This window comes from Brevundimonas sp. (assembly GCF_041911375.1).
Taxonomy (GTDB): domain Bacteria; phylum Pseudomonadota; class Alphaproteobacteria; order Caulobacterales; family Caulobacteraceae; genus Brevundimonas.
The window spans coordinates 1-23083 of record NZ_JAYRPA010000042.1 but is presented as its reverse complement, the minus strand read 5'-3'; the positions used below and the strand labels follow the sequence as shown (position 1 = coordinate 23083).

Here is a 23083-nt window from a genome sequence, read left to right as displayed (position 1 = left end):
CGGAGGGGGGCAAGCCCGTCCCCGCCCTGACCGGCCGCGCCGCCGGCGAGCGCCCGCTGGCGTCTCCGGCCGTGCGCAACCGCGCCCGCGACCTGGGCGTGGACCTGACCTTCGTGCCCGGGTCCGGCCCGGCCGGACGGATCACCCACGAGGATCTGGACGGCTTCATCGCGCGCGGCGGCTCGGTCCCGGCGACGGCGCCCGCTGCGGGTGGTTCGACCTACGCCAGGGCCGAAGGGACCACCGAGGTCCGCATCATCGGCCTGCGCCGCAAGATCGCGGAGAAGATGGCCGAGAGCGTGCGCCGCATCCCGCACATCACCTATGTCGAGGAAATCGACATGACGGCGCTGGAGGAGCTGCGCGCCCACCTGAACGCGACCAAGGCGAAGGACCAGCCCAAGCTGAACGTCCTGCCCTTCATCGCCCGCGCCATCGTGGTCGCCCTGCGCGACCAGCCGCAGATCAACGCCACCTATGACGACGAGGCCGGCGTCCTGACCCAGCACGCCGCCGTCCACCTGGGCATCGCCGCCCAGACGCCGAACGGCCTGATGGTGCCGGTGGTCCGCCACGCCGAGGCGCGGGACCCTTACGACACGGCGCTTGAGATCGCCCGCGTCTCGGGCGCGGCCAAGGACGGCAGCGCCAAGCGCGAGGAGCTGTCGGGCTCGACCATCACCATCACCTCGCTGGGCACGCTGGGCGGGGTGGTCCACACCCCGATCATCAACCACCCCGAGGTCGCCATCGTCGGCCCGAACAAGATCGCCGAGCGCGTGGTGGTCAAAGACGGCCAGATGGTCGTGCGCAAGATGATGAACCTGTCCTCCAGCTTCGATCACCGCATCGTCGACGGCCACGACGCGGCGGTCTTCGTGCAGCGGATCAAGGGCCTGCTGGAGCACCCGGCCACCCTTTGGATGAACTGAGACCCATGCAGCAGCTCAAGACCAAGGTCCTCATCATCGGCGCGGGCACCGGCGGCTATGTCGCGGGCATCCGCTGCGGCCAGCTGGGGCTGGACACCGTGCTGGTGGATGGCGGCGACGGCCTCGGCGGCACCTGCCTGAACGTCGGCTGCATTCCGTCCAAGGCCATCATCCACGCGGCGGGCAAGTTCGAGACGGTGGCCAAGGCGGCCAATGGCGGGACGCTGGGCATCACGGCGGCGGCGCCCGCCATCGACCTGAAGCAGACGGTCGAATGGAAGGACGGGATCGTCCGCAAACTGAACGCCGGGGTCGCGGCCCTGCTGAAGAAGGCCAAGGTCAAGGTGATCAAGGGCTGGGCGAACTTTCAGGACGCCAAGACCTGCATCGTCCAGACGGACGACGGCGACATCCGCATCACGGCCGAACACGTCATCCTGGCGACGGGCTCCGAGCCGGTCGAACTGCCCTTCCTGCCGTTCGGCGGCGACGTCATCTCCTCGACCGAGGCGCTGAGCCTGTCGGAAGTCCCCAAGAAGCTGGTCGTCGTCGGCGGCGGCTATATCGGACTGGAGCTGGGCATCGCCTTCAGAAAGCTGGGCGCAGAGGTGGCCATCGTCGAGATGGCCGAGCGCATCCTGCCGCTCTACGACAAGGCCCTGACCGATCCGGTCGCCAAATGGCTGACGAGCCACGGCGTCGAACTGCATCTGGGCGCGCGCGCGGGCGGCTTCGGCGACGGGAAACTGTCGATCACGACCAAGGACGGCGAGCCGCTGCAGTTGGAGGCCGACAAGGTGCTGGTCACGGTCGGCCGCCGTCCGCGCACGCAGGGCTGGGGCCTGGAAAACATGGGCGTGGCCATGGCCGGGCCGTTCGTGAAGATCGACCAGCGCTGCGCCACCTCGATGAAGAACGTCTGGGCCGTCGGCGACCTGACCGGCGAACCCATGCTGGCGCACAAGGGCTCGGCCCAGGGCGAGGTGGTCGCCGAAATCATCGCCGGCCATGACCGGGTGTTCGATCCCGTCACCATCGCCGCCGTCTGTTTCACCGAGCCGGAGATCGTCTCGGCCGGTCTGGGTCCCAGCGACGTCTCGGGCCGCGACGATGTCATCCAGTCCGTCTTCCCCTTCGCCGCCATCGGCCGGGCGCTGGCCATCGAGGCGGGCGAAGACGGCGGCTTCGTGCGCGTGATCGCCTCCAAGACCGATCATCGCATCCTGGGCATTCAGGCGGTCGGCCAGCATGTGTCGGAGCTGTCGAACAGCTTTGCCCAGATGCTGGAGATGGGGGCGGTGCTGGAGGATGTGGCCGGGACCATCCACGTCCACCCGACGCTGGGCGAAGCCTTCCACGAGGCGTCGCTGCGCGCGCTGGGCCACGCGATTCATATTTGAGGGCGCTATCGCTCGCCGCGCGGCGGCTCGCTGCTTAAGCGCGGTGGGTGGGCGCCCTTCCGACGATAAGATCTATCGCCCCGTGGAGCCGAAGCCGCCGGCGCCGCGCGCGGTGTCGTCCAGCGCCTCGACCTCGACCCAGTCGGCGCGTTCGTGGCGGGCGACGACCAGCTGGGCGATGCGCTCGCCGCGACGGATGACGAAGGGCTCGGCGCTGATGTTGGCCAGGATCACGCCGCACTCGCCGCGATAGTCGCTGTCGATCGTGCCCGGCGCGTTGGGGCAGACGATGCCGTGCTTCAGCGCCAGGCCCGACCGGGCCCGCACCTGCGCCTCATAGCCCAGCGGCAGGGCGATCTTCAGCCCCGTGGGCACCAGCGCCCGCTGACCGGGCTCCAGCGTCATCGGCTGGTCCTCGGGCACCGCCGCGCGCAGGTCCATGCCGGCCGAGCCCGCCGTCTCATAGGCCGGCAGGGGCAGGCCTTCCGAATGGGGCAGGCGCTGGATCTGGACGCGGGTGACGGTCATGCGGGGTCCTTGAACTGTTCGGCGATGCGGGCCGCCAGGCGGCGGGCGATGGCGGCCTTGGACTGGCGCGGCCAGGCCTCGGCGCCCGAGGCCGTGACCAGGAGGATGGTGTTGCCGTCCGAGCCGAACACCTCGTCCGAGACGTCGTTGCCGACGATCCAGTCGCAGCCCTTCCTCGACAGCTTGGCGCGGGCGTTGGCCTCCAGGTCGCCGGTCTCGGCGGCGAAGCCGATCACGAGCCTGGGCCGGTTCGGCCCCGGCGCGGCGACGCCCGCCAGGATGTCGGGGTTCTCGATCAGGGCCAGGGTCGGCGGGCCGCCGGGCCCCTTCTTGATCTTGCCGCCGGCGACGGTGTCGATGCGCCAGTCGGCCACGGCGGCCGACAGCACGGCGATGTCGGCGGGCAGGGCGGCTTGCGTCGCCTTCTGCATCTCCAGCGCGCTCTCGACGTCGATGCGCGTCACCCCCGGCGGCGCGCCCAGGGCCGTGGGGCCGGACACCAGCGTCACGTCGCAGCCCAGTTCGGCCAGGGCGGCGGCGACGGCGTAGCCCTGCTTGCCGCTGGAGCGGTTGGTCAGGCCGCGTACCGGATCGATCGGCTCGAACGTCGGGCCGGCGGTGACCACGGCCTTGCGCCCCGCCAGCGGCCGACCGGCGACGCCCGCCATCAGACCCTCGATCGCCTCCAGGATGGCGGCGGGTTCGGCCATCCGGCCCGGGCCGAACTCGCCGCACGCCATCTCGCCCTCGTCCGGCCCGACCACGGCGACGCCGTGAAAGCCGTCGAAGCCCTTCAATCGCGCGACATTGGCCTGGACCGCCGGGTGCAGCCACATCCGCACGTTCATCGCCGGCGCCAGCAGCACCCGCTTGTCGGTGGCGATCAGGGTGGTGGAGGCCAGATCGTCGGCCAGCCCGTTGGCCGCCTTGGCGATCAGCCCGGCCGTCGCCGGCGCCACGACCACCAGATCGGCCCAGCGCGACAGCTCGATATGACCCATCGTCGTCTCTTCGTCGGGATGGAACAGACCCGAACGCACCGGATGGCCGCTCAGCGCCGCCAGCGACAGGGGCGTGACGAACTGGGCCCCGGATTCCGTCAGGATCACCCGCGTCTCGCCGCCCGCCTTGGCGATCAGACGCACCAGCTCCAGCGCCTTGTAGGCGGCGATGCCGCCGCCGACGATCAGCAGCACCTTGCGGTTCGAAAGCGGGCGCATGTCCATGTCTCTGCTCTAGCCGCCCGTCATGACGGCGTCGAGACGCGGAAAGAGAACATTGCAGGAACACCCAAGTTGTGCTTTTGTCGCCTCCAGCGGGTGATGGAGGGACCGATGAACGCGCTGAAGATGGGAACGGCCGCGCTGGCGGCCATGGGAATGCTGGTGCTTGGCGCGTGCGACAACGCCTCGGCGGTGGAGACGCGCGAGCGGGCGGCGGTCGAGACCGTGCAGCCGGTGGGGCTGACTTCAGCGACCGAGACCGTGGCGACGGTCGAGGCCAAGCCGGTGCTGACCGCCAGCCGGCGCGAGACGGTCGACGCCAAGATCGCCCGCCTGTACGAGCGCAACGGCGCGGATTTCGGCGTCCGGTCCGCCGAGGACTATCTGGCCAAGGTCGCCGACTTCACGACGAAGACGCCGCCGGGGACCGAGACGATCAAGCGCCCGAACGGCGACACCCTGCTCTATCAGGCTTCGACCAACACCTTCGCGGTCGTGGCGCGCGACGGGACAGCGCGCACGATGTTCAAGCCGACGACAGGCGCCGCCTACTGGGCTGAGCAGAAGGAGCGGGCGCCGACCTTCGGCCAGCGGCGCGCCGCCGAAGGCTGATCGAGCGTCCGATCGACGCGCCAATCGACGCCGGGAACAGGCTGCTATAGAGGCGGGGTTCGACAGACCCTGATTTCGGGACCCCGCCAGATGGCCGACACCCCTGCCCCCGCCTTCGACACGCCGCCGCTGAAGACCGCCCTGATCTACGACTTCGACGGGACGCTGGCGCGCGGCAACATGCAGGAGGTCAGCTTCATCCCCTCGGTGGGCATGGGGATCGGCGACTTCTGGAACGAGGCGGAGCGGCTGACGCGGGACGCCGACGGCGACGGCATCCTGATGTACATGCAGCTGATGCTGCACCATGCGCGGCAGAACGGCCGACCGGTGACGCGCGAGACCCTGCGCGACCATGGCCGCGAGGTGGCCCTGTTCGAAGGCCTGAAGGACCTCAGCTGGTTCGAGCGGATGAACGCCTTCGGGGCGCGGTACAACCTGGATATCGAACACTACATCATCTCCGCCGGGCTGGAGGAGATGATCGAGGGCACGCCGATCCGGCCGGCCCTGACCCACGTCTTCGCCTCCCATTACGTCTATGACGACAAGGGCGAGGCCGCCTGGCCGGCGGTGGGCGTCAACTACACCACCAAGACCCAGTACCTGTTCCGCATCAACAAGGGCGTCCGGAACCACTGGGAGCATGAGCGCATCAACCACTTCATCCCCGACGACGAGCGGCCGGTGCCGTTCGAACGGATGATCTTCATCGGCGACGGCGACACCGACGTGCCGACCATGAAGATGATGCACACCAAGGGCGGCTTCTCGATCGCGGTGTACGACCCGCGCTCGAACGAGAAGGACCAGAAGAAGGTCTACAGCCTGATCTCCGAGGACCGGGTCAACTTCGTCGCCGCCGCCGACTACCGCGAGGGCTCCGCGCTGGACCTGATCGTCAAGGGTCTGGTCGGCCGCATCGCCATCACCGCCGGCACCATGCCCGCGGGCGTCTGAACCTCAGCCGTCCTCGCGGACGTGGGCCAGCCAGTCCTGGCTCTGCATTTCGTTGAAGCGGGACACGGTGCGCTCGAACTCGAAGGCGCCGACGCCCTCGGTGTAAAGCGCCTCGGGCCGGGCGGCGGCCAGCACGATCAGCCTGGTCTTGGCCTCATAGAGAGCGTCCACCAGCGTCACCAGGCGCCGGGCCTCCTGCTGGTTGGCCGGCCCCAGGATCGGCACGTCCTCCAGGAACAGGGTGTGGAAACGCCGCGCGACGGCCAGATAGTCCTGCGGCCCCAGCGGACGGCCGCAGAGCTCGGCGAAGGTGGCGCGCGCCATCGCCCCGACCGTGCGCGGAATGATCACGTCGCGCCCCAGCACGGCCAGATGCGTCGGCTCCTCGGGCTCGCCGCCCTTCAGCTCGCGCCAGAGCGTCTCGAAGGCGGGGCGGTCGTCGGGCGTATGCCAGACCTGGGACGTCGTCAGGCGATCCAGCCGCCAGTCCCGCGCGCCGGCGGTCTCGACCACGTCGCAGCGCGCGCGGATGATGTCGATGAAGGGGGTGAAGAGCTGGCGGTTGATGCCGTTCTTGTACAGGTCCCCCGGCGCGCGGTTGGAGGTGACGGCCAGCACCACCTTCTCCTCGAACAGCGCCTCGAACAACCGGCCCAGGATCATGGCGTCGGCGATGTCGGTGACCTGCAGCTCGTCGAAGCACAGCAGCCGCGCCTCGGACGCGATCAGCCTGGCGATCGGCGGGATGGGGTCGTCCCCCCTGTGGATCCCGAAGACGGCCTTGCGCGACCGGGCGTCCCCGTCGCGCCATTGCCGCACCAGGTCGTGGACCCGGGCCATGAAGGCGTGGAAGTGGGCGCGCGTCTTCCGGGGTTCGGGCGTGGCGGAATAGAACAGGTCCATCAGCATGGACTTGCCCCGTCCCGGCGGGCCCCAGAGATAGACCCCCTTCACCTCGGGCGCGCGTCCGAACAGGCCGCGCTTCGCCAGGTCCGTCTCCAGCCGCTCCAGCGCCGCGATCACCGGCTCCTGGGCGGGGTCGGGCGTCAGCACGCCCTCTTCCACGCGGATGTCGTAGGCGTTGCGGATACGGGAGGTCATGGCAGCGCTGCTTAAAGGCCCGAGCAGCGAAAAGCGATTGCTTCGCCGCTGCGAACGCCTAATTGCAGAGCGCTTCTCCAAACACATAGTCGTCGCGCTGAAGCAGCGAGGCTCCGCGAGCCGAGCGATAGCGCGTCCGAAGGACTGACAAAGATGGGTTATCGCGTCGCGATCGTCGGGGCCACGGGCAATGTGGGCCGCGAAATGCTGAACATCCTCGAGGAAGTGAACTTCCCCGTGGACGAGCTGCACGCCATCGCCTCGCGAAAATCCAAGGGCGTCGAGGTCTCCTTCGGCGACCGGACCGTCAAGTGCCAGGACATCGAGCAGTTCGACTTCTCCAAGGTCGACATCGTGCTGATGTCGGCGGGCGGGACCGTGTCGAAGGAATGGTCCGAGAAGATCGGCAAGGCCGGCCCCATCGTGATCGACAACTCCTCGGCCTTCCGCAAGGACCCCGAGGTGCCGCTGATCGTGCCGGAGGTGAACCCGGACGCGGTCAAGGACGCCAAGAAGAAGAACATCATCGCCAACCCGAACTGCTCCACGGCCCAGCTGGTCGTGGCGCTGAAGCCGCTGCACGACGCGGCGAAGATCAAGCGGGTGGTGGTCTCGACCTATCAGTCGGTCTCCGGCGCCGGCAAGGAAGGCATGGACGAGCTGTGGAACCAGACCAAGGCCATCTACGGCCTGGGCGACGCCAGCCCCAAGAAGTTCCCCAAGCAGATCGCCTTCAACGTCATCCCCTACATCGGGTCGTTCCGCGACGACGGCTACACCGACGAGGAGGCCAAGATGTGGGACGAGACGCACAAGATGCTGGACCCCGACATCAAGCTGACCGTGACGTGCGTGCGCGTGCCGGTCTTCGTCGGCCACTCCGAAGCCGTGACGGTCGAGTTCGATCGCCCGATCGAGCCGGACGAGGCCCGCGCCATCCTGCGCGAGGCGCCGGGCGTCCTGGTCGTCGATAAGCAGGAGCACGACGGCTACATCACCCCGGTCGACGCCGCCGGCGAGTTCGCGGTCTACGTCAGCCGTATCCGCAAGGACCCGACGGTGGAGAACGGCCTGAGCTTCTGGGTGGTGTCGGACAACCTGCGCAAGGGCGCCGCCCTGAACGCGGTCCAGATCGCCCAGCTGCTGGACGAGACGGGCGTGATCAAGTCCTCGACCGGCTATCGCACCCTGACGGTCTGACACCCATACGCCGCCGGGCGGGCGCGCCCGGCTGGCGGACCAAGGATCATCGCCATGTCTTCGACGTCGCCCACGACCGGCACGGACGGGCGAGCGGTCGCGACCGCCATCGCCTGCTACACCCTGTGGGGCCTGCTGCCGCTGCTGTTCATGGCCATGGCGGCGCACGGCTTCGCCGCGCCCGAGATCCTGGCCCACCGCGCGGTGTGGTCGGTGTTCGTGGCCGGCCTGTTCCTGCTGCTGGCGGGCCAGTGGGGCGAGGCGCGGGCCGTGCTGGGCCAGCCGCGGACCTTCGGCTGGCTGGTGCTGTCGGCGGTGATGATCGCGACCAACTGGAGCCTCTACGTCTTCGCCACGACGCACCACGCGACGCTGGAGGCGAGCCTGGGCTACTACATCAACCCCTTGCTCAACATGGCGGCGGGGGCGGTGCTGTTCCGCGAGCGGATCGACCGGCTGAGCGGCGTCGCCATCGGCCTGGCCGCCGTGGGGGTGGCGATCCAGACCGCGGCCCTGGGCCATGTCCCCGTCATCGGCCTGACGCTGGCGATCACCTTCTGCGCCTATGCGGTGATCCGCAAGCGGGTGCCGGCGTCGGCCCAGACGGGGCTGTTCGTCGAATGCCTGGTGCTGCTGCCGGTCGGGGCGGTCTTCCTGGCGTGGCTGGCCACGCATGGGCAGGCGGCGGGGTTCGCGTCTCCGGCCGGGCTGGCCTGGGCGCTGGTCAACGGGCCGGCGACGGTGATCCCGCTGGTGCTGTTCGCCTGGTCGGCGCGGCGGTTGCCGCTGTCGACCGTGGGCTTCATCCAGTTCCTGGCGCCGACGCTGCAGTTCGCCTGCGGCGTCTGGGCGGGCGAGGCGCTGACGCCGCTGCGGGTCGTCTCCTTCGTCTTCATCTGGGCCGGCGCCGGCGTCTTCGCCCTGGCCGCCTTCCGGCGCAGCCGGGCGGCGCGGCAGGCGATCCGCGAGACGGCAGAGCCCGCTTAGAGCGCCGCGTACAGCGCCTCCAGCAGGCGCAGGGCGCGCGGGTCGCCGATCAGGTGCGGCGACTGGCGCGTCATGACATAGGCGGCGGACAGGCGGCGCGACGGATCGGCCATGGCCATCGACCCGCCCCAGCCGTAGTGGCCGAAGGACCGGCCCGGCCCGAAGACGTTCAGCCCGTCATTGCGCATCAGGCCCGCCGCCCAGCTGATGGTGTAGGGCAGCACCTTGTCCGGGCCGTGGATGCGCTCGCGCGTCAGCTGTTCCAGGGTGGCGTCCGACAGCACCGCGCGGTCGCCCAGCCGCCCCCCGTCGGCCACCACGCCCATGATGCGCGCCAGGCCCAGGGCGGTGCCGTGCAGATTGGCGGAGGGGATCTCCATCCGCCGCCATTCGCTGGAGCCGCGGCCGCCGGGCGCCGAGCCCCGGTCGAGGAAGGCGGCCTGTTTGATCGGGTCGATGGGTCCCAGGCTGGGGGCGGCCGTCGGCTTGCGCATCTGGGCCACCCGATGATGCTCGGCCTCCGGCAGGCCGATCCACAGGTCGAGGTCGGGGAAGTCCTCGCGCAGGGCCTGGCCCATGGTGCGGCCGGTGACGCGGTGGAACAGTTCGTTGGCCAGGTAGCCGACCGTGATTGGGTGATAGCCGGAGGCCGCGCCCGGCGTCCACATCGGCGCCTGGGCCGCCAGCTTCGCCACCACGGCGGGGGCGTCGAACCAGAGGGCCGGATCGACCGCCTCGGAGAAGCCCGGCAGGCCGGACTGGTGGCTCATCAGCTGGGCGACGGTGACGTCCTGCTTTCCCTCGGCCGCGAAGGCGGGCCAGACCGAAGCCACTGTCTGGTCGTAGGACAGCCGGCCCGCCTCCACCGCCATGGCGATCAGCAGGGCCATGACCGCCTTGCCAGTGGAGAAGACCGGCGTCAGCGTGGCGTCGGTGAAGGGGTGCGTCCGTGCCGTGTCGGCGTGGCCGGCCCACAGGTCGACGACGGGCTGTCCCTGGATCAGCACGCTGAACCGCGCCGCCTGCTCGTTCAGCCCCTCAGGCGCGTCCGTGAAGTTGGCGGCGAAGGCGTCGCGGACGGCGGCGAAGCGCGGGTCGCAGGTTCCGTGGATGGCGATGGCGTCGGTCATGAGAAGGTCTTTAGCCTCTCAGCGGCGAGATTTCAGACCCTGGCCTCGAAAAACAGAGTCTGAATGGTGTGAATCGTCTGAAATCCAGGTCGAAGGGGGCGGCGATCAGGACAGGCTCCGCCGGCTGATGGCCGGACCCGGCGATCATCGCACAGCTGGCGACCCAGGCGCGCCGATTGCCGGCTGGCGGCGCCAAGCCACTGAAACCACGGGGTTCAGCGATCAGAATTGCGATCGCCGGCGCCGCGTCGCCTGCCAATCCGCAGACGAAAAAGGCCTCCCGCCGAAGCGGGAGGCCTCTGATCGTTTCGATCCCCGCGGGATCAGGCGGCGGCGACCTCGGTGGCCTGTTCGGCCAGGATGGTCAGGCCTTCGCCGTTGACGTCGGCGAAGCCGCCCTTGACGTCATACTGGGTCCGGGCGGCGCCGTTATAGACGGTCACCAGACCCTCGCGCAGGGCGGTCATGAAGGGGGCGTGGTCCGGCAGGACGCCGAAGTCGCCCTCGACGCCCGGCGCGTCCACCTGGTCCACCAGGCCCGAAAAGACCTCGCGTTCCGGCGAGACGAGGGAGAAGTTCAGCTTGCCGGCCATGATCAGGCTTCCGCCGCCATCTTCTCGGCCTTGGCGACGGCTTCTTCGATCGGGCCGACCATGTAGAAGGCCGCTTCCGGCAGGTGGTCGTATTCACCGGCCACGATGCCCTTGAACGAGCGGATCGTGTCCTTCAGGTCGACGAAGGCGCCGGGGGTGTTGGTGAACTGTTCGGCCACGTGGAAGGGCTGGGACAGGAAGCGCTGGATCTTGCGGGCGCGGGCCACGATCAGCTTGTCCTCTTCCGACAGCTCGTCCATGCCCAGGATGGCGATGATGTCCTTCAGGCCCTTGTATTGCTGCAGGACTTCCTGAACCGAACGGGCGACGTTGTAGTGTTCCTCGCCGATCACCAGCGGGTCCATGATCCGCGAGGTGGAGTCCAGCGGGTCCACGGCCGGGAAGATGGCCTGGGCGGCGATGTCGCGGCTCAGAACGGTCGTCGCGTCCAGGTGGGCGAAGGAGGCGGCGGGCGCCGGGTCGGTCAGGTCGTCGGCGGGGACGTAGATGGCCTGGACCGAGGTGATCGAACCCTTCTTGGTCGAGGTGATCCGCTCCTGCAGGTTGCCCATCTCGGTGGCCAGGGTCGGCTGATAGCCCACGGCCGAGGGGATGCGGCCCAGCAGAGCCGACACTTCCGAGCCGGCCTGGGTGAAGCGGAAGATGTTGTCGACGAACAGCAGCACGTCCTTGCCTTCCTCGTCACGGAAGTATTCCGCGATCGACAGGCCGGTCAGGGCGACGCGGGCGCGGGCGCCCGGCGGCTCGTTCATCTGGCCGTAGACCAGGGCGCACTTGGAGCCTTCGGTCGAACCGCCGTTCTTGGCCGGGTCCACGTTCACGTTGGACTCGATCATCTCGTGGTACAGGTCGTTGCCTTCACGGGTGCGCTCGCCCACGCCGGCCAGAACCGAATAACCGCCGTACGCCTTGGCGATGTTGTTGATCAGCTCCTGCATGGTCACGGTCTTGCCCACGCCGGCGCCGCCGAACAGGCCGATCTTGCCGCCCTTGGTGTAGGGGCACATCAGGTCGATGACCTTAATGCCGGTGACCAGGATCTCGGCCGAGGTCGACTGCTCGTCGAAGCTCGGGGCTTCCTTGTGGATCGGACGGTAAAGCTCGGTCTTGATCGGACCGGCTTCGTCGATCGGCTGGCCCACGACGTTCATGATGCGGCCCAGGGTGCCGGGGCCGACCGGCGCCTGGATCGACGAGCCGGTGTCGGTGACGGCCTGGCCGCGGGTCAGGCCCTCGGTCGTGTCCATGGCGATGGCGCGGACCATGTTCTCACCCAGGTGCTGGGCGACTTCCAGAACCAGGGTGAAGGGCTCGCCCGTCTTCTGGTCGACGTTCTGGGTGTGCAGGGCGCTGAGGATGGCCGGCAGATGGCCGTCGAACTCGACGTCGACGACGGCGCCGATGACCTGGGCGATGCGGCCCGTGGCGACGGCGGAGACGGGAGCCGCGGCGGGGGCGGCCTTCTTGGCGGCCGGCTTGCGGGCGGCGGGCTTCTTGGCTGCGGCGGAGGGGGCGACGGTGTCGGTCATGGCTGGGGTCCGTATCGGAATGTCTGTGCGGTCAGGATCAGAGGGCTTCGGCGCCGGCGATGATCTCGATCAGCTCGGTGGTGATCTGGGCCTGGCGCTTGCGGTTGTACTGCAGGGTCAGGGCGTTAATGAGGTCGCCGGCGTTGCGCGTGGCGTTGTCCATCGCCGCCATCTGCGAGCCGAAGAAGCCCGCCTGGTTTTCGTACAGGGCGGCCAGGATCTGGGTCGTCAGGTTACGCGGCAGCAGGGTCTCGAGGATTTCCTCTTCCGAGGGCTCGTATTCATAGACCGCGCCGTTCAGGTCGATCGGGGCCGTGTCGCCGTCCACCACGGCGGGGATCAGCTGCTTGGCGGTCGGGACCTGGGCGATGACCGACTTGAACTGGCTGTAGAACAGGGTGACCACTTCGGCCTGGCCGTCCTCGAACGCCGTGGCGATCATCTCGGCGATCGGCTGGGCCGAGGGCAGGCCGACGGTCTTGTGCTCGCTCAGTTCGAAGGTGCGGACCAGCCGGTCGCCGTACTGGCGCGACAGCTGATCGCGCGACTTGCGGCCCACGGCGATGATCTTCACGTCCTTGCCGGCGGCGATCAGGCTGTTGATCCGCTCGCGCGCGGCGCGGATGACGTTGGTCGAGAAGCCGCCCGCCAGGCCCTTGTCCGCCGTGGCCACCACGATCAGGTGACGCTGGTCCTGGCCGGTGCCGGCCAGCAGGCGCGGGGCGTCGGCGCCCGAGACGCCGGCGGCCAGGTTGGCGATGACCGAGGCCATCTTGCGCGCATAGGGGCGGGCGCTCTCGGCCTGGTCCTGGGCGCGTTTCAGCTTGGCCGCGGCGACCATCTGCATGGCCTTCGTGATCTTCTGCGTGGCTTTCACGCTTCCGATCCGATTGCGCATTTCCTTGAGGCTGGCCATCCGGCTTTGCTCTTCCTCTAACTAACCGGCGGGGCTCAGGCGAAGGTCTTGACGAAGGCCGCCAGGATGTCCTTCAGCTCGGCTTCCAGCTCGGGCGTCAGGTCCTTCTTGGTGCGGATGCCGTCCAGCAGCGAGGCGTGGTTGGCGTGGATGCGGGCCAGCAGCTCCTTCTCGAAGCGGCCGACGTCGCCCACCGCGATGCCGTCGATGTAGCCGCGCGTGCCGGCGTAGACCGAGACGACCTGCTCTTCCATCGCCAGCGGCGAGTATTGGGGCTGCTTCAGCAGCTCGGTCAGGCGGGCGCCGCGGGCCAGCAGCTTCTGGGTCGAGGCGTCCAGGTCCGAGCCGAACTTGGCGAAGGCGGCCATTTCCCGGTACTGGGCCAGCTCGCCCTTGATGGTGCCGGCGACCTTCTTCATCGCCTTGGTCTGGGCCGAGGAGCCCACGCGCGACACCGAGATGCCGACGTTCACGGCCGGGCGGATGCCCTGGTAGAACAGGTCCGATTCCAGGAAGATCTGACCGTCGGTGATGGAGATGACGTTGGTCGGGATGTAGGCCGACACGTCGTTGGCCTGGGTCTCGATCAGCGGCAGGGCGGTCAGCGAGCCCGAGCCGTAGTCCTCGTTCAGCTTGGCCGAACGCTCCAGCAGGCGGCTGTGCAGGTAGAAGACGTCGCCCGGATAGGCTTCGCGGCCCGGCGGACGGCGCAGCAGCAGCGACATCTGGCGATAGGCGACGGCCTGCTTGGACAGGTCGTCATAGACGATCAGGCCGTGCATGCCGTTGTCGCGGAAATATTCGCCCATGGCGGTGCCGGCGAACGGGGCCAGGAATTGCAGCGGGGCCGGCTCGGACGCCGTGGCGGCCACGACGATGGTGTATTCCAGCGCGCCGGCTTCCTCGAGCGTCTTGACGATCTGGGCCACGGTCGAGCGCTTCTGACCGATGGCGACGTAGATGCAGTAGAGCTTGGCGCTCTCGTCGTCGGTCTTGTTGACGTTCTTCTGGTTCAGGATGGTGTCGATGGCGACGGCGGTCTTGCCGACCTGACGGTCGCCGATGATCAGCTCGCGCTGGCCGCGGCCGACGGGGATCAGGGTGTCGATCGCCTTCAGGCCGGTCTGCATCGGCTCGTGAACCGACTTGCGGGGGATGATGCCCGGCGCCTTGACGTCGACGCGGCGACGCTCGGTGAACTGGATCGGGCCCTTGCCGTCGATCGGCTCGCCCAGCGGATTGACGACGCGGCCCAGCAGGCCCTTGCCGACCGGCACGTCCACGATCTCGCCCAGGCGGCGCACGTCGTCGCCCTCGGCGATGGCGGCGTCGGCGCCGAAGATCACCGCGCCCACGTTGTCGCGTTCCAGGTTCAGGGCCATGCCCTTCACGCCGGCCTTGGTAAACTCGACCATTTCACCGGCCTGGACGTTGTCCAGACCGTGGATGCGGGCGATGCCGTCGCCGACCGACAGCACGCTGCCGACGTCGGAAACGTCGGCTTCGACGCCGAAGTTGGCGATCTGCGACTTGAGGATGGCCGAGATTTCAGCGGCGCGGATGTCCATGACGGGCTCTCTGTTCTTCAGTCTTTTGGTTGCGCCGTTCAGGCGCCTACGATCTTGCGGGGCGGGCTTACGCCCGCTTGAGGGCGAACTTCATCTGGTCGAGCTTGGTCTTCAGCGAGGCGTCGAACAGCTTCGAGCCGACCTTGACCTTCAGGCCGCCCAGGATCGACGGGTCGACGCGGGCGGTCAGTTCCGGGGCCTTGCCCAGGCTCTTGGACAGGGCGGCGGTGATGGCGGCGACCTGCTGGGCGTCCAGCGGCTGGGCCGAGACGACCTCGGCGGCGACGACGCCCGTGTGCTTGGCGTAGCGGGCCTCGAAACCGGCGATCACGGCCGGCAGGTCCCGCGCGCGGTGGTTCTGAGCCAGCAGGCCCAGGAAGTTGGCGGTGGTCGTCTCGAACTTCGCCTTGGCGGCGATGGCGGTCAGGCCCTTGACCTGATCCTCGGCCGAGATGACCGGCGAGGTCGCCAGACGGCGCAGATCCGCGCTGTCCAGCCAAGCCGCCTTCAGCGACTTCAGGTCGGCGCGCACGGCGTCCAGGCGACCGGTTTCGAGCGCCAAGTCAAACAGCGCCTGTGCGTAGCGATCGCCGACTTCCGTCGTTCTGAAATCATCAGCCACTGATAAAGGGTCCGAAGTCGTTGTGTCAGGGTCGCGACCGGCGGCGGTGACGCGCCGATCAAGAGCTTGAAATGCTTACGGAAAGCACGACAGGGGCCGTATCCGCAAACACGCCCCCCGCAAGCCGGGCGCCTGATAGCACGGGGTTTCGCCGCTCGCAACATTGTGTGATGGCCCCCAAAGGTCGCAGGGTGCGTCGCACGGGTGCGACCATCGGCCCTTCACGGCCGCTTGAAGGGCGACGACAGCCCCGCTACGGCAGCGGCTTCACTTCTATATGGGAAATCCAATGTTCGAAGGCCTCGGCGCCATCTTCTCCGACCCCGCCGCCTGGGCGGCCCTGATCACCCTGGTGGTCATGGAGGTCGTGCTGGGGATCGACAACCTGATCTTCATCTCGATCCTGTCGAACAAACTGCCCCCCGAGCACCGGCAGCGCACGCGCCGGATCGGCATCGGCCTGGCCCTGGTCATGCGACTGGGCCTTCTGGCCACCATCGGCTGGATCGTCGGCCTGACGGCGCCGGTCTTCGACCTGGGCTGGTCGGGCGCCAGCTTCGAGACCGCCTTCAGCTGGCGCGACCTGATCCTGATCGCCGGCGGCCTGTTCCTGGTGTGGAAGGCCACCAAGGAGATCCACCACTCCGTCGACGTTACCCCGTCCCACGACCTGCTGGAGAAGGACAAGAAGGACGTCGTCATCAACAACGTCGGTTCGGCCATCTTCCAGATCATCCTGCTGGACCTGGTCTTCTCGATCGACTCGATCCTGACGGCCGTCGGCATGACCGACCACGTGCCGATCATGATGATCGCCGTCGTCATCGCCGTGCTGTGCATGCTGCTGGCCGCCGACCCGCTGGCCAACTTCATCGACAAGAACCCGACCGTCGTGATGCTGGCGCTGGGCTTCCTGCTGATGATCGGCGCGGTGCTGATCGCCGACGGTTTCGGCGTTCACGTGCCCAAGGGCTACATCTACGCGGCCATGGCCTTCTCGGCCCTGGTCGAGGCGCTGAACATGCTGTCGCGCAGCGCCCAGTCCAAGAAGGCCAAGGCCGAGGCCGCGCGCGCCGAAGCGAACGCCGCCGAAGCCCGAGCCGAAAAGGCCGAGGCCGAGGCCGCGGCGGACCAGGCCTGACCATGACGCGCCCGGCGACGCGATCCGCAGCGTGGCCGGGCGTTCTGGTTTCGGGCGTCCTGGCCCTGACCGCGGGCGCGACGGCCGCCCGGGTCCCGGACCAGGCCTATGAGGTCGTGGCCGCCTATCCCCACGACCCGACGGCCTTCACCGAGGGCCTGTTCGTCAAGGACGGCGCGCTTTACGAAAGCACGGGCCTTTATCCGTCCTTCATCCGGCAGGTCCGGCTGGAGACCGGCGAGGTGCTGCGCCAGCGCGACCTGCCCACGGTCTATTTCGGCGAGGGCGTCGCCGCCATCGGGGACCGGCTCTACAGCCTGACCTGGCGCAACCACCTGGGCTTCGTCTGGACGTTGGGCGACTTCACCCCCGTCGGCGCCTTCTCCTACGCCGGAGAGGGCTGGGGCCTGACCACGGACGGGCGGCGACTGGTCATGAGCGACGGCACCGACCAGATCCGCTTCATCGATCCCGCCACCTTCGCCGAGACCGGCCGGATCGCCGTCACCGCCGACGGCCGCCCGCTGGACCGGATCAACGAACTGGAGTGGGTGGACGGCGAGATCCTGGCCAACATCTGGCAGGACAGCCGCATTGCGCGCATCGACCCGGAGACGGGGCGGGTCCGCGCCTTCATCGACCTGGCCGCCCTTGCGCCCCAAGGGTCCGACATCGATCCGAACGACGACGTCGCCAACGGCGTCGCCTGGGACGCCGAGAACCGGCGGCTGTTCGTCACCGGCAAGCGCTGGCCGCGCCTGTACGAGATCCGGCTGAAGCCGATGGACGGACCCGGTCGATAAAGTCAGTCGATTGTCTTTGCGCCGGCGATAGCGAAAGCCTATGTGGCGCCCATGCTCCCCACCCTGCGCCAGCTCCAGTATCTGAAACTCCTGGCCGAACACGGCTCGTTCTCGCGGGCGGCCGAGGCGGCGCACGTCAGCCAGCCCGCCCTGAGCGCCGGGGTGCAGGAGCTGGAGCGCATCCTGGGCGCGCCCGTGGTCGAGCGGGCGCGGGGCAATGTCATCATGACCGCCGTCGGGGCCGAGGCCGTGCGCCGCGCCGAGGACGTGCTGGCCCGCACCGAGGACCTGGTCGAGGCGGCCAAGAACGCGGGCCGGCCGCTGTCGGGCCGGTTCCGGCTGGGCGTCATCCCGACGGTCGCCCCCTTCCTGCTGCCGCGCAAACTGCCCCAGGTGAAGGCGGCCTATCCGAACCTGAAGCTGTTCATCCGCGAGGACCTGACGCCCCGGCTGATCGCCGCGCTGAAGGCCGGCCAGCTGGATGCGGCGGTGATCGCCCTGCCCTATGACGCGCCGGGCATAGCCCACGCCCGCATCGGCGACGACGAAATCCTGGCCGCCGCGCCGCACGACCACGCCCTGGCCGCGCCCGGCCCGATCCGCCCCGGCTCGCTGAAGGCCGAGGACCTGATCCTGCTGGAGGACGGCCATTGCCTGCGCGACCAGGCGCTGGCGGCGCTGGACATCGAGGCGCCGCGCGGCGACGACGTCTTCGCCGCCACCAGCCTGCACACCCTGGTGCAGATGGTCGGCTCGGGCCTGGGCGTGTCCTTCCTGCCCCGGATGGCGGTGCAGGCGGGGCTGGCCGACAATCCGGCCGTGGCCGTTCGCGCCTTCGAGCCCCAGTCCGACGGAAGCCAGCCCCACCGCGAAATCGTCGTCGCCTGGCGCGCCGGCTCCAGCCGCGCGGCCGAGGCGCGGCTGCTGGCGGAAGCGCTGACGCTGGATTGAGCCGCCTTGTCGGCCCTCGTGCGTACCGATAGCAATAACGATTAGTTATGATTGTGTGGCGGGGGCCAAGATGCGTCTGAGCGAAATAGCCCTTGCGGCGAGCCTGCTGGTGCTGACGGGTTGCGCCTCGCCGGCGGCGACTACGGGAGGGCCGCCCGTGGCGTTGTCTCCCGCCTTGGCCGCTGACGCCCGCGTGCGGAACATCGAGGTCGCGACCGCAGTGTTGTACAACATGCCGCTGCCGGGCTTTTCGGAACAGCTGCGCGCGGCGCTGAACGACTGTGCGACGGGGGACCGGCCACTGGATCTGCGCGCACAAGTCGAACAGCCCGATCGCGAGCGGCTGCGTGTCACCGTCGAGCTGGTCGATCCCGGCGCCGACCGGTCGCCGGTCGGTCGCTATGAGATCCAGCTGGCTGAGGCGGCGCCTCTGGTCCGCCACGTCGACGGACCCCCGCAAAGCGATGTCGGCTCGCGGGTGGGCCGACGACTGTGCGCGGAGGCTTTCGAGCCGCAGGCGGCCGCCATCCTGCAGGGGCTCGACATGATGTCGTTTCCTAACAGCTTGCGGCCGTCACGCGCGCCGGGGCGTCAGCGTCCGCCAGACTGGGGTTTCGTCCAGCCTTCAACCTACGGCGACGAGCATTATCTGACCCGGATGGACGAGGGCCGCGAGGACTGGGTCATCGGCCTGCGGATCATTCGGAGAGAGCCGGAGGGCGTGATTGGCTGCTTCTCCGACAAGGCCTTGAACGGAGGAAGCTATCGCACCCGTCAGGCCATACGGATCGTCGTCGATGACGCCGGCGGCTACCGCGTGGCCGAGAACGATCTGAACGAACCGACCTGTAAGCCGGAGCCAGGCCAGGGCTAGACGAAAGATAAAGGGCCGGCGGATCGCTCCGCCGGCCCTTCTTGTTTCCGCGATGAGCGGCCGGATTACTCGGCGGCGATCGGGGCTTCGGTTTCCGGGCCGCGGGCCAGGTTGCGCAGCACGTAGGGCATGACGCCGCCGGCCAGCAGATAGTCCAGCTCGGTCTGGTTATCGATGCGGCAGCGGACCGGGAAGCGGGCCATCTTGCCGTCCGACGGACGGAACAGCTCGACCCACAGGTCCTGACGCGGACGCAGGCGGCCGACGTTGGCGTCGGTCAGGCCGCGGATGGTGACGATCTCCTCGCCGGTCAGGCCCAGCTTCTGCCAGCCGTCCTGCTTGAACTGCAGCGGCACCACGCCCATGCCGACCAGGTTCGAGCGGTGGATGCGCTCGAAGCTCTCGGCGATGACGGCGCGGACGCCCAAGAGGCGCGTGCCCTTGGCCGCCCAGTCGCGCGACGAGCCGGTGCCGTATTCCTTGCCGGCGAAGACGACCAGCGGGCGGCCTTCCGACTGGTAGCGCATGGCCGCGTCATAGATCGACATGACGTCGCCCGAGGGGAAGTGCTTGGTCACGCCGCCCTCGATCTCGGGCGTGATGCGGTTCTTGATGCGGATGTTGGCGAAGGTGCCGCGCATCATGACTTCGTGGTTGCCGCGACGGGCGCCGTAGCTGTTGAACTCGGCCGCCTCGACGCCGTGGTTCGTCAGATAGACGCCGGCGGGCGAGGTCTTCTTGATCGAACCGGCCGGGCTGATGTGGTCGGTGGTGATCGAGTCGCCGAAGATGGCCAGGACGCGCGCCTCGACGACGTCCTGGACCGGGGTCAGGTCCATCGACAGGCCTTCGAAGTAGGGCGGGTTGGCGACGTAGGTCGAGGCGTCGTCCCACTCATAGGTCTGGCCGCCGGTGACCTTGATGGCCTGCCAGTGCTTGTCGCCCTTGAAGACGTCCTTGTAGCGCTTGGCGAACATGGCCGGGGTGACCGACTTGCGCTGGATGTCGGCGATTTCCTGGGCGGTGGGCCAGATGTCCTTCAGGAAGACGTCATTGCCCTTCTTGTCCTGGCCGATCGGATCCTTGGTGATGTCGGTCCGCATCGAGCCGGCGATGGCGTAGGCCACGACCAGCGGCGGCGAGGCCAGGTAGTTGGCCTGGACGTCCGGGTTCACGCGACCTTCGAAGTTGCGGTTGCCCGACAGCACGCTGGTCGCGACCAGGGCGTTGTCGTTGATCGCCTTGGAGATGGCCGGGTCCAGCGGGCCCGAGTTGCCGATGCAGGTCGTGCAGCCGTAGCCGACCAGGTTGAAGCCCAGGGCGTCCAGGTCCTTCTGCAGGCCGGCGTCGGTCAGATAGTCGGTGACGACCTGCGAACCGGGGGCCAGCGAGGTCTTGACCCACGGCTTGGCCTTCAGGCCCAGGGCGTTGGCCTTGCGCGCCACCAGGCCGGCGGCGATCAGCACCGACGGGTTGGAGGTGTTGGTGCAGGAGGTGATGGCGGCGATGACGACGTCGCCGTCGCCGACGGTGAACTTCTCACCGTCCACCGCCGCGCGCGGGGCGTCGGTCGGGCGGCTGAACACTTCGGCCAGGGCGGTTTCGAAGGCCGGGGCGGCGGTGGTCAGCTCGACGCGGTCCTGGGGACGCTTGGGGCCGGCCAGCGACGGCACGACCGTGGCCAGGTCCAGTTCCAGCACGTCGGTGAAGACCGGATCCTCGCTGGTCTCGTCGATCCACAGGCCCTGGGCCTTGGCGTAGGCTTCGACCAGGGCGACGCGCGCCTTGTCGCGGCCCGTGGCGGTCAGATAGCCGATGGTGGCGGCCGAGACGGGGAAGAAGCCGCAGGTGGCGCCGTATTCCGGGGCCATGTTGGCGATGGTCGCCTGGTCCTCGATGGTCATGTTCGGCAGGGCGTCGCCGAAGAATTCGACGAACTTGCCGACCACGCCCTTCTTGCGCAGCATTTGGGTGACGGTCAGCACCAGGTCGGTCGCCGTCGTGCCTTCCGGCAGGCGGCCGGTCAGCTTGAAGCCGATGACTTCGGGGATCAGCATGGGGATCGGCTGGCCCAGCATGGCCGCCTCGGCCTCGATGCCGCCGACGCCCCAGCCCAGCACGGCCAGGCCGTTGATCATGGTGGTGTGGCTGTCGGTGCCGACGACGGTGTCGGGATAGGCGACGGTCTTCTTGCCTTCGTCCAGGGTCCAGACGGTCTGGGCCAGGTTCTCCAGGTTGACCTGGTGGCAGATGCCGGTGCCGGGGGGCACGACGCGGAAGTTGTTGAAGGCCGACGAGCCCCAGCGCAGGAAGTTGTAGCGCTCGATGTTGCGCTCGTACTCGCGCTCGACGTTCTGGCCGAAGGCCTTGGAGGTGCCGAAGTGATCGACCATGACCGAGTGGTCGATGACCAGGTCGACGGGGACCAGCGGGTTGATCTTGGCGGCGTCGGCGCCCAGGGCGCTCATGGCGTCGCGCATGGCGGCCAGGTCGACCACGGCCGGAACGCCGGTGAAGTCCTGCATCAGGACGCGGGCGGGACGGAAGGCGATCTCGTGCTCGACCGAGCCCTTGTTCTCGACCCAGGCGGCGACGGCCTTCAGATCGTCGACGGTGACGGACACGCCGTCCTCGTTGCGCAGCAGGTTCTCGAGAAGCACCTTCATCGAGCGCGGCAGGCGGGAAATCCCGGTCAGACCGGCTTCCTCGGCGGCGGGAAGGCTGTAATAGGCGTACTTCTTGCGCCCGACGGAAAGGTCCTGGCGGGTCTTGAGGCTGTCGTTCGACGGCATGGAGAGTGTCCTCTGGTCAGCGCCGCCCGACAATTCGGTTCGCCCCTTCGCGCGCTGGACGACGGGGCGCACAGGTCCCCGCCGCGCGCCGCGAAAGCCGGCTACGGCGTTGGCGCATATAGCCCCGCCAGACGGCCGGGTCCATGTGTCCACACTTCCGGCATGGACATTGAGAAGGGTTCGCAAAATACGGCGCAACTCTCCCTCCCCGTTCGGGGAGGGTGGCGAAGCCGGGTGGGGCCGGCAAGGCAAGTCACGCCAAGCCCGTGTTGTATCGCCCGGCCGTCCCCACCCGGCCGCTGCGCGGCCGCCCTCCCCCGCGAGGGGAGGGAGATTCACACCTCATGATCCACGCCCTGTCCCTGTCCGGCCTGACCCTGGCGCGCGGCGAGCGCGTGCTGTTTCGCGATCTCGACTTCGATCTGAAGGCCGGCGAGGCGGTCGCCCTGACCGGCGCCAACGGGGCGGGCAAGACCAGTCTGCTGCGCGCCATCGCCGGGCTGATCCGGCCGGAGGCGGGCGAGATCGCCTTCGCCGACGCCGACCGGAACCGGCTCGATCCCGGCCAGGCGCGGGGCCGCGAGACCCATCTGCTGGGCCATCAGGACGGGCTGAAGTCCGCCCGCACGGCGCGCCAGGAGCTGGGGTTCCAGTGCGACTGGCTGGGCCATACCCAGGACGGGTTCGACGATGCGGTCGCGGCCTTCGGCCTGAAGCCCCTGCTGGACCTGGAGGTCCGGCGCCTGTCGGCCGGCCAGAGGCGGCGGCTGGCCATGGGTCGACTGGTCGGATCGCCGCGCGCCCTTTGGCTGCTGGACGAGCCGATGGCGCCGCTGGACGCGCGCTGGCGCGACGCCTTCGCCGCCTGCATGCGGCGGCACCTGGACGCCGACGGCCTGATCGTGGCCGCCGTGCACGATCCGCTGCCGATCGCGACCCGGCCGCTGGACCTGGGAGGACTGGCGTGAGGCTCGGCCCGCCCGATCCCGAGGGCGTCGAGCCGCGTCCGCCGGGCCTGCGCGGCGCCACGCGGGTCCTGCTGGAGCGCGAGCTGGACCTGGCCTGGAACGGCGGCGGCGGGCCGCTGCTGGCGTGCGGCTTCCTGCTGTGTCTGACGGCCCTGCTGCCGCTGGCCGTGGGCGGCGACCCCGCCACGCTGCGGCCGGTCGCCGGGGGCGTCGCCTGGCTGGCGCTGGCGCT

Annotated in this window: 22 protein-coding genes; 12 read left to right on the top strand and 10 right to left on the bottom strand. The window is 68.9% G+C overall.

Features of this window, described 5'->3' with window-relative positions; all coding sequences use genetic code 11:
• Both ACE3PU_RS08545 and lpdA read left to right on the top strand, forming a co-directional pair.
• A partial coding sequence (locus ACE3PU_RS08545) for a dihydrolipoamide acetyltransferase family protein (RefSeq protein WP_374388699.1) occupies window positions 1–932 on the top strand: 932 nt, incomplete at its 5' end.
• A 5-nt stretch (window positions 933–937) separates the two neighbouring features.
• Complete coding sequence (gene lpdA, locus ACE3PU_RS08540; protein WP_374388697.1) at window positions 938–2332, top strand: dihydrolipoyl dehydrogenase; 1395 nt, start codon at window positions 938–940, stop codon at window positions 2330–2332.
• Window positions 2333–2404: 72 nt separating this feature from the next.
• Here the strand turns inward: lpdA and dut are convergent, their stop codons facing one another.
• Both dut and coaBC read right to left on the bottom strand, forming a co-directional pair.
• On the bottom strand, window positions 2405–2860 hold the full coding sequence (gene dut, locus ACE3PU_RS08535) for a dUTP diphosphatase (RefSeq protein ID WP_374388695.1): 456 nt from the start codon (window positions 2858–2860) through the stop codon (window positions 2405–2407).
• Window positions 2857–4086, bottom strand: a complete 1230-nt coding sequence (gene coaBC, locus ACE3PU_RS08530; RefSeq protein ID WP_374388693.1) for a bifunctional phosphopantothenoylcysteine decarboxylase/phosphopantothenate--cysteine ligase CoaBC — start codon at window positions 4084–4086, stop codon at window positions 2857–2859. Before coaBC ends, dut begins: the two co-directional genes overlap by 4 nt.
• 108 nt (window positions 4087–4194) lie before the next feature.
• Here coaBC and ACE3PU_RS08525 point away from each other — a divergent pair, with 108 nt between their 5' ends.
• Both ACE3PU_RS08525 and ACE3PU_RS08520 read left to right on the top strand, forming a co-directional pair.
• Window positions 4195–4695 (top strand): S-type pyocin family protein, encoded by a 501-nt coding sequence (locus ACE3PU_RS08525; RefSeq protein WP_374388691.1) that lies wholly within the window; start codon window positions 4195–4197, stop codon window positions 4693–4695.
• A 90-nt stretch (window positions 4696–4785) separates the two neighbouring features.
• On the top strand, window positions 4786–5655 hold the full coding sequence (locus ACE3PU_RS08520; RefSeq protein WP_374388689.1) for an HAD family hydrolase: 870 nt from the start codon (window positions 4786–4788) through the stop codon (window positions 5653–5655).
• Window positions 5656–5658: 3 nt separating this feature from the next.
• Here ACE3PU_RS08520 and zapE read toward each other — a convergent pair whose 3' ends face one another.
• A complete protein-coding gene (zapE, locus tag ACE3PU_RS08515) occupies window positions 5659–6756 on the bottom strand; it encodes a cell division protein ZapE (RefSeq protein WP_374388687.1) in 1098 nt (365 codons plus the stop codon).
• A 153-nt stretch (window positions 6757–6909) separates the two neighbouring features.
• On the opposite strand from zapE, the gene ACE3PU_RS08510 reads away from it, so the two are divergent.
• The gene (locus ACE3PU_RS08510; protein ID WP_374388684.1) at window positions 6910–7956 is read left to right on the top strand and encodes an aspartate-semialdehyde dehydrogenase; all 1047 of its coding nucleotides are present in this window, start codon (window positions 6910–6912) and stop codon (window positions 7954–7956) included.
• A 54-nt stretch (window positions 7957–8010) separates the two neighbouring features.
• Window positions 8011–8943 (top strand): EamA family transporter RarD, encoded by a 933-nt coding sequence (rarD, locus tag ACE3PU_RS08505; protein WP_374388681.1) that lies wholly within the window; start codon window positions 8011–8013, stop codon window positions 8941–8943.
• On the opposite strand, the gene ACE3PU_RS08500 is transcribed toward rarD, so the two are convergent.
• The 6 genes from ACE3PU_RS08500 to ACE3PU_RS08475 form a co-directional block, all read right to left on the bottom strand.
• Complete coding sequence (locus tag ACE3PU_RS08500; RefSeq protein ID WP_374388679.1) at window positions 8940–10073, bottom strand: serine hydrolase domain-containing protein; 1134 nt, start codon at window positions 10071–10073, stop codon at window positions 8940–8942. The two genes, rarD and ACE3PU_RS08500, sit on opposite strands and share 4 nt — an antisense overlap.
• A 323-nt stretch (window positions 10074–10396) precedes the next feature.
• Complete coding sequence (locus ACE3PU_RS08495) at window positions 10397–10666, bottom strand: ATP synthase F1 subunit epsilon (protein ID WP_374388677.1); 270 nt, start codon at window positions 10664–10666, stop codon at window positions 10397–10399.
• Window positions 10667–10668: 2 nt separating this feature from the next.
• Entirely contained in the window at window positions 10669–12216 is a 1548-nt protein-coding gene (gene atpD, locus ACE3PU_RS08490; RefSeq protein WP_374388675.1) for a F0F1 ATP synthase subunit beta, read from the bottom strand.
• 37 nt (window positions 12217–12253) lie between these two features.
• Window positions 12254–13132, bottom strand: a complete 879-nt coding sequence (locus tag ACE3PU_RS08485; RefSeq protein ID WP_374388673.1) for a F0F1 ATP synthase subunit gamma — start codon at window positions 13130–13132, stop codon at window positions 12254–12256.
• Between the two features lie 35 nt (window positions 13133–13167).
• Complete coding sequence (atpA, locus tag ACE3PU_RS08480; protein ID WP_374388671.1) at window positions 13168–14700, bottom strand: F0F1 ATP synthase subunit alpha; 1533 nt, start codon at window positions 14698–14700, stop codon at window positions 13168–13170.
• A 67-nt stretch (window positions 14701–14767) separates the two neighbouring features.
• A complete protein-coding gene (locus ACE3PU_RS08475; protein ID WP_374388668.1) occupies window positions 14768–15322 on the bottom strand; it encodes a F0F1 ATP synthase subunit delta in 555 nt (184 codons plus the stop codon).
• Between the two features lie 289 nt (window positions 15323–15611).
• Between ACE3PU_RS08475 and ACE3PU_RS08470 the strand changes: the two genes are divergently transcribed.
• From ACE3PU_RS08470 to ACE3PU_RS08455, 4 genes are all read left to right on the top strand, one after another.
• Complete coding sequence (locus ACE3PU_RS08470; protein WP_374388665.1) at window positions 15612–16463, top strand: TerC family protein; 852 nt, start codon at window positions 15612–15614, stop codon at window positions 16461–16463.
• Window positions 16464–16465: 2 nt separating this feature from the next.
• Window positions 16466–17266 (top strand): glutaminyl-peptide cyclotransferase, encoded by an 801-nt coding sequence (locus ACE3PU_RS08465; RefSeq protein ID WP_374388663.1) that lies wholly within the window; start codon window positions 16466–16468, stop codon window positions 17264–17266.
• Window positions 17267–17317: 51 nt separating this feature from the next.
• Window positions 17318–18217 (top strand): hydrogen peroxide-inducible genes activator, encoded by a 900-nt coding sequence (locus tag ACE3PU_RS08460; protein ID WP_374388661.1) that lies wholly within the window; start codon window positions 17318–17320, stop codon window positions 18215–18217.
• A 70-nt stretch (window positions 18218–18287) separates the two neighbouring features.
• Complete coding sequence (locus tag ACE3PU_RS08455) at window positions 18288–19091, top strand: hypothetical protein (RefSeq protein ID WP_374388659.1); 804 nt, start codon at window positions 18288–18290, stop codon at window positions 19089–19091.
• Window positions 19092–19156: 65 nt separating this feature from the next.
• On the opposite strand, the gene acnA is transcribed toward ACE3PU_RS08455, so the two are convergent.
• Window positions 19157–21883, bottom strand: a complete 2727-nt coding sequence (acnA, locus tag ACE3PU_RS08450; RefSeq protein ID WP_374388657.1) for an aconitate hydratase AcnA — start codon at window positions 21881–21883, stop codon at window positions 19157–19159.
• A gap of 344 nt (window positions 21884–22227) precedes the next feature.
• Between acnA and ccmA the strand changes: the two genes are divergently transcribed.
• On the top strand, window positions 22228–22851 hold the full coding sequence (gene ccmA / locus ACE3PU_RS08445; protein ID WP_374388655.1) for a heme ABC exporter ATP-binding protein CcmA: 624 nt from the start codon (window positions 22228–22230) through the stop codon (window positions 22849–22851).
• The coding region (locus ACE3PU_RS08440) for a heme exporter protein CcmB (protein WP_374388653.1) at window positions 22848–23083 on the top strand (236 nt) is incomplete at its 3' end. The genes ccmA and ACE3PU_RS08440, both read left to right, overlap by 4 nt.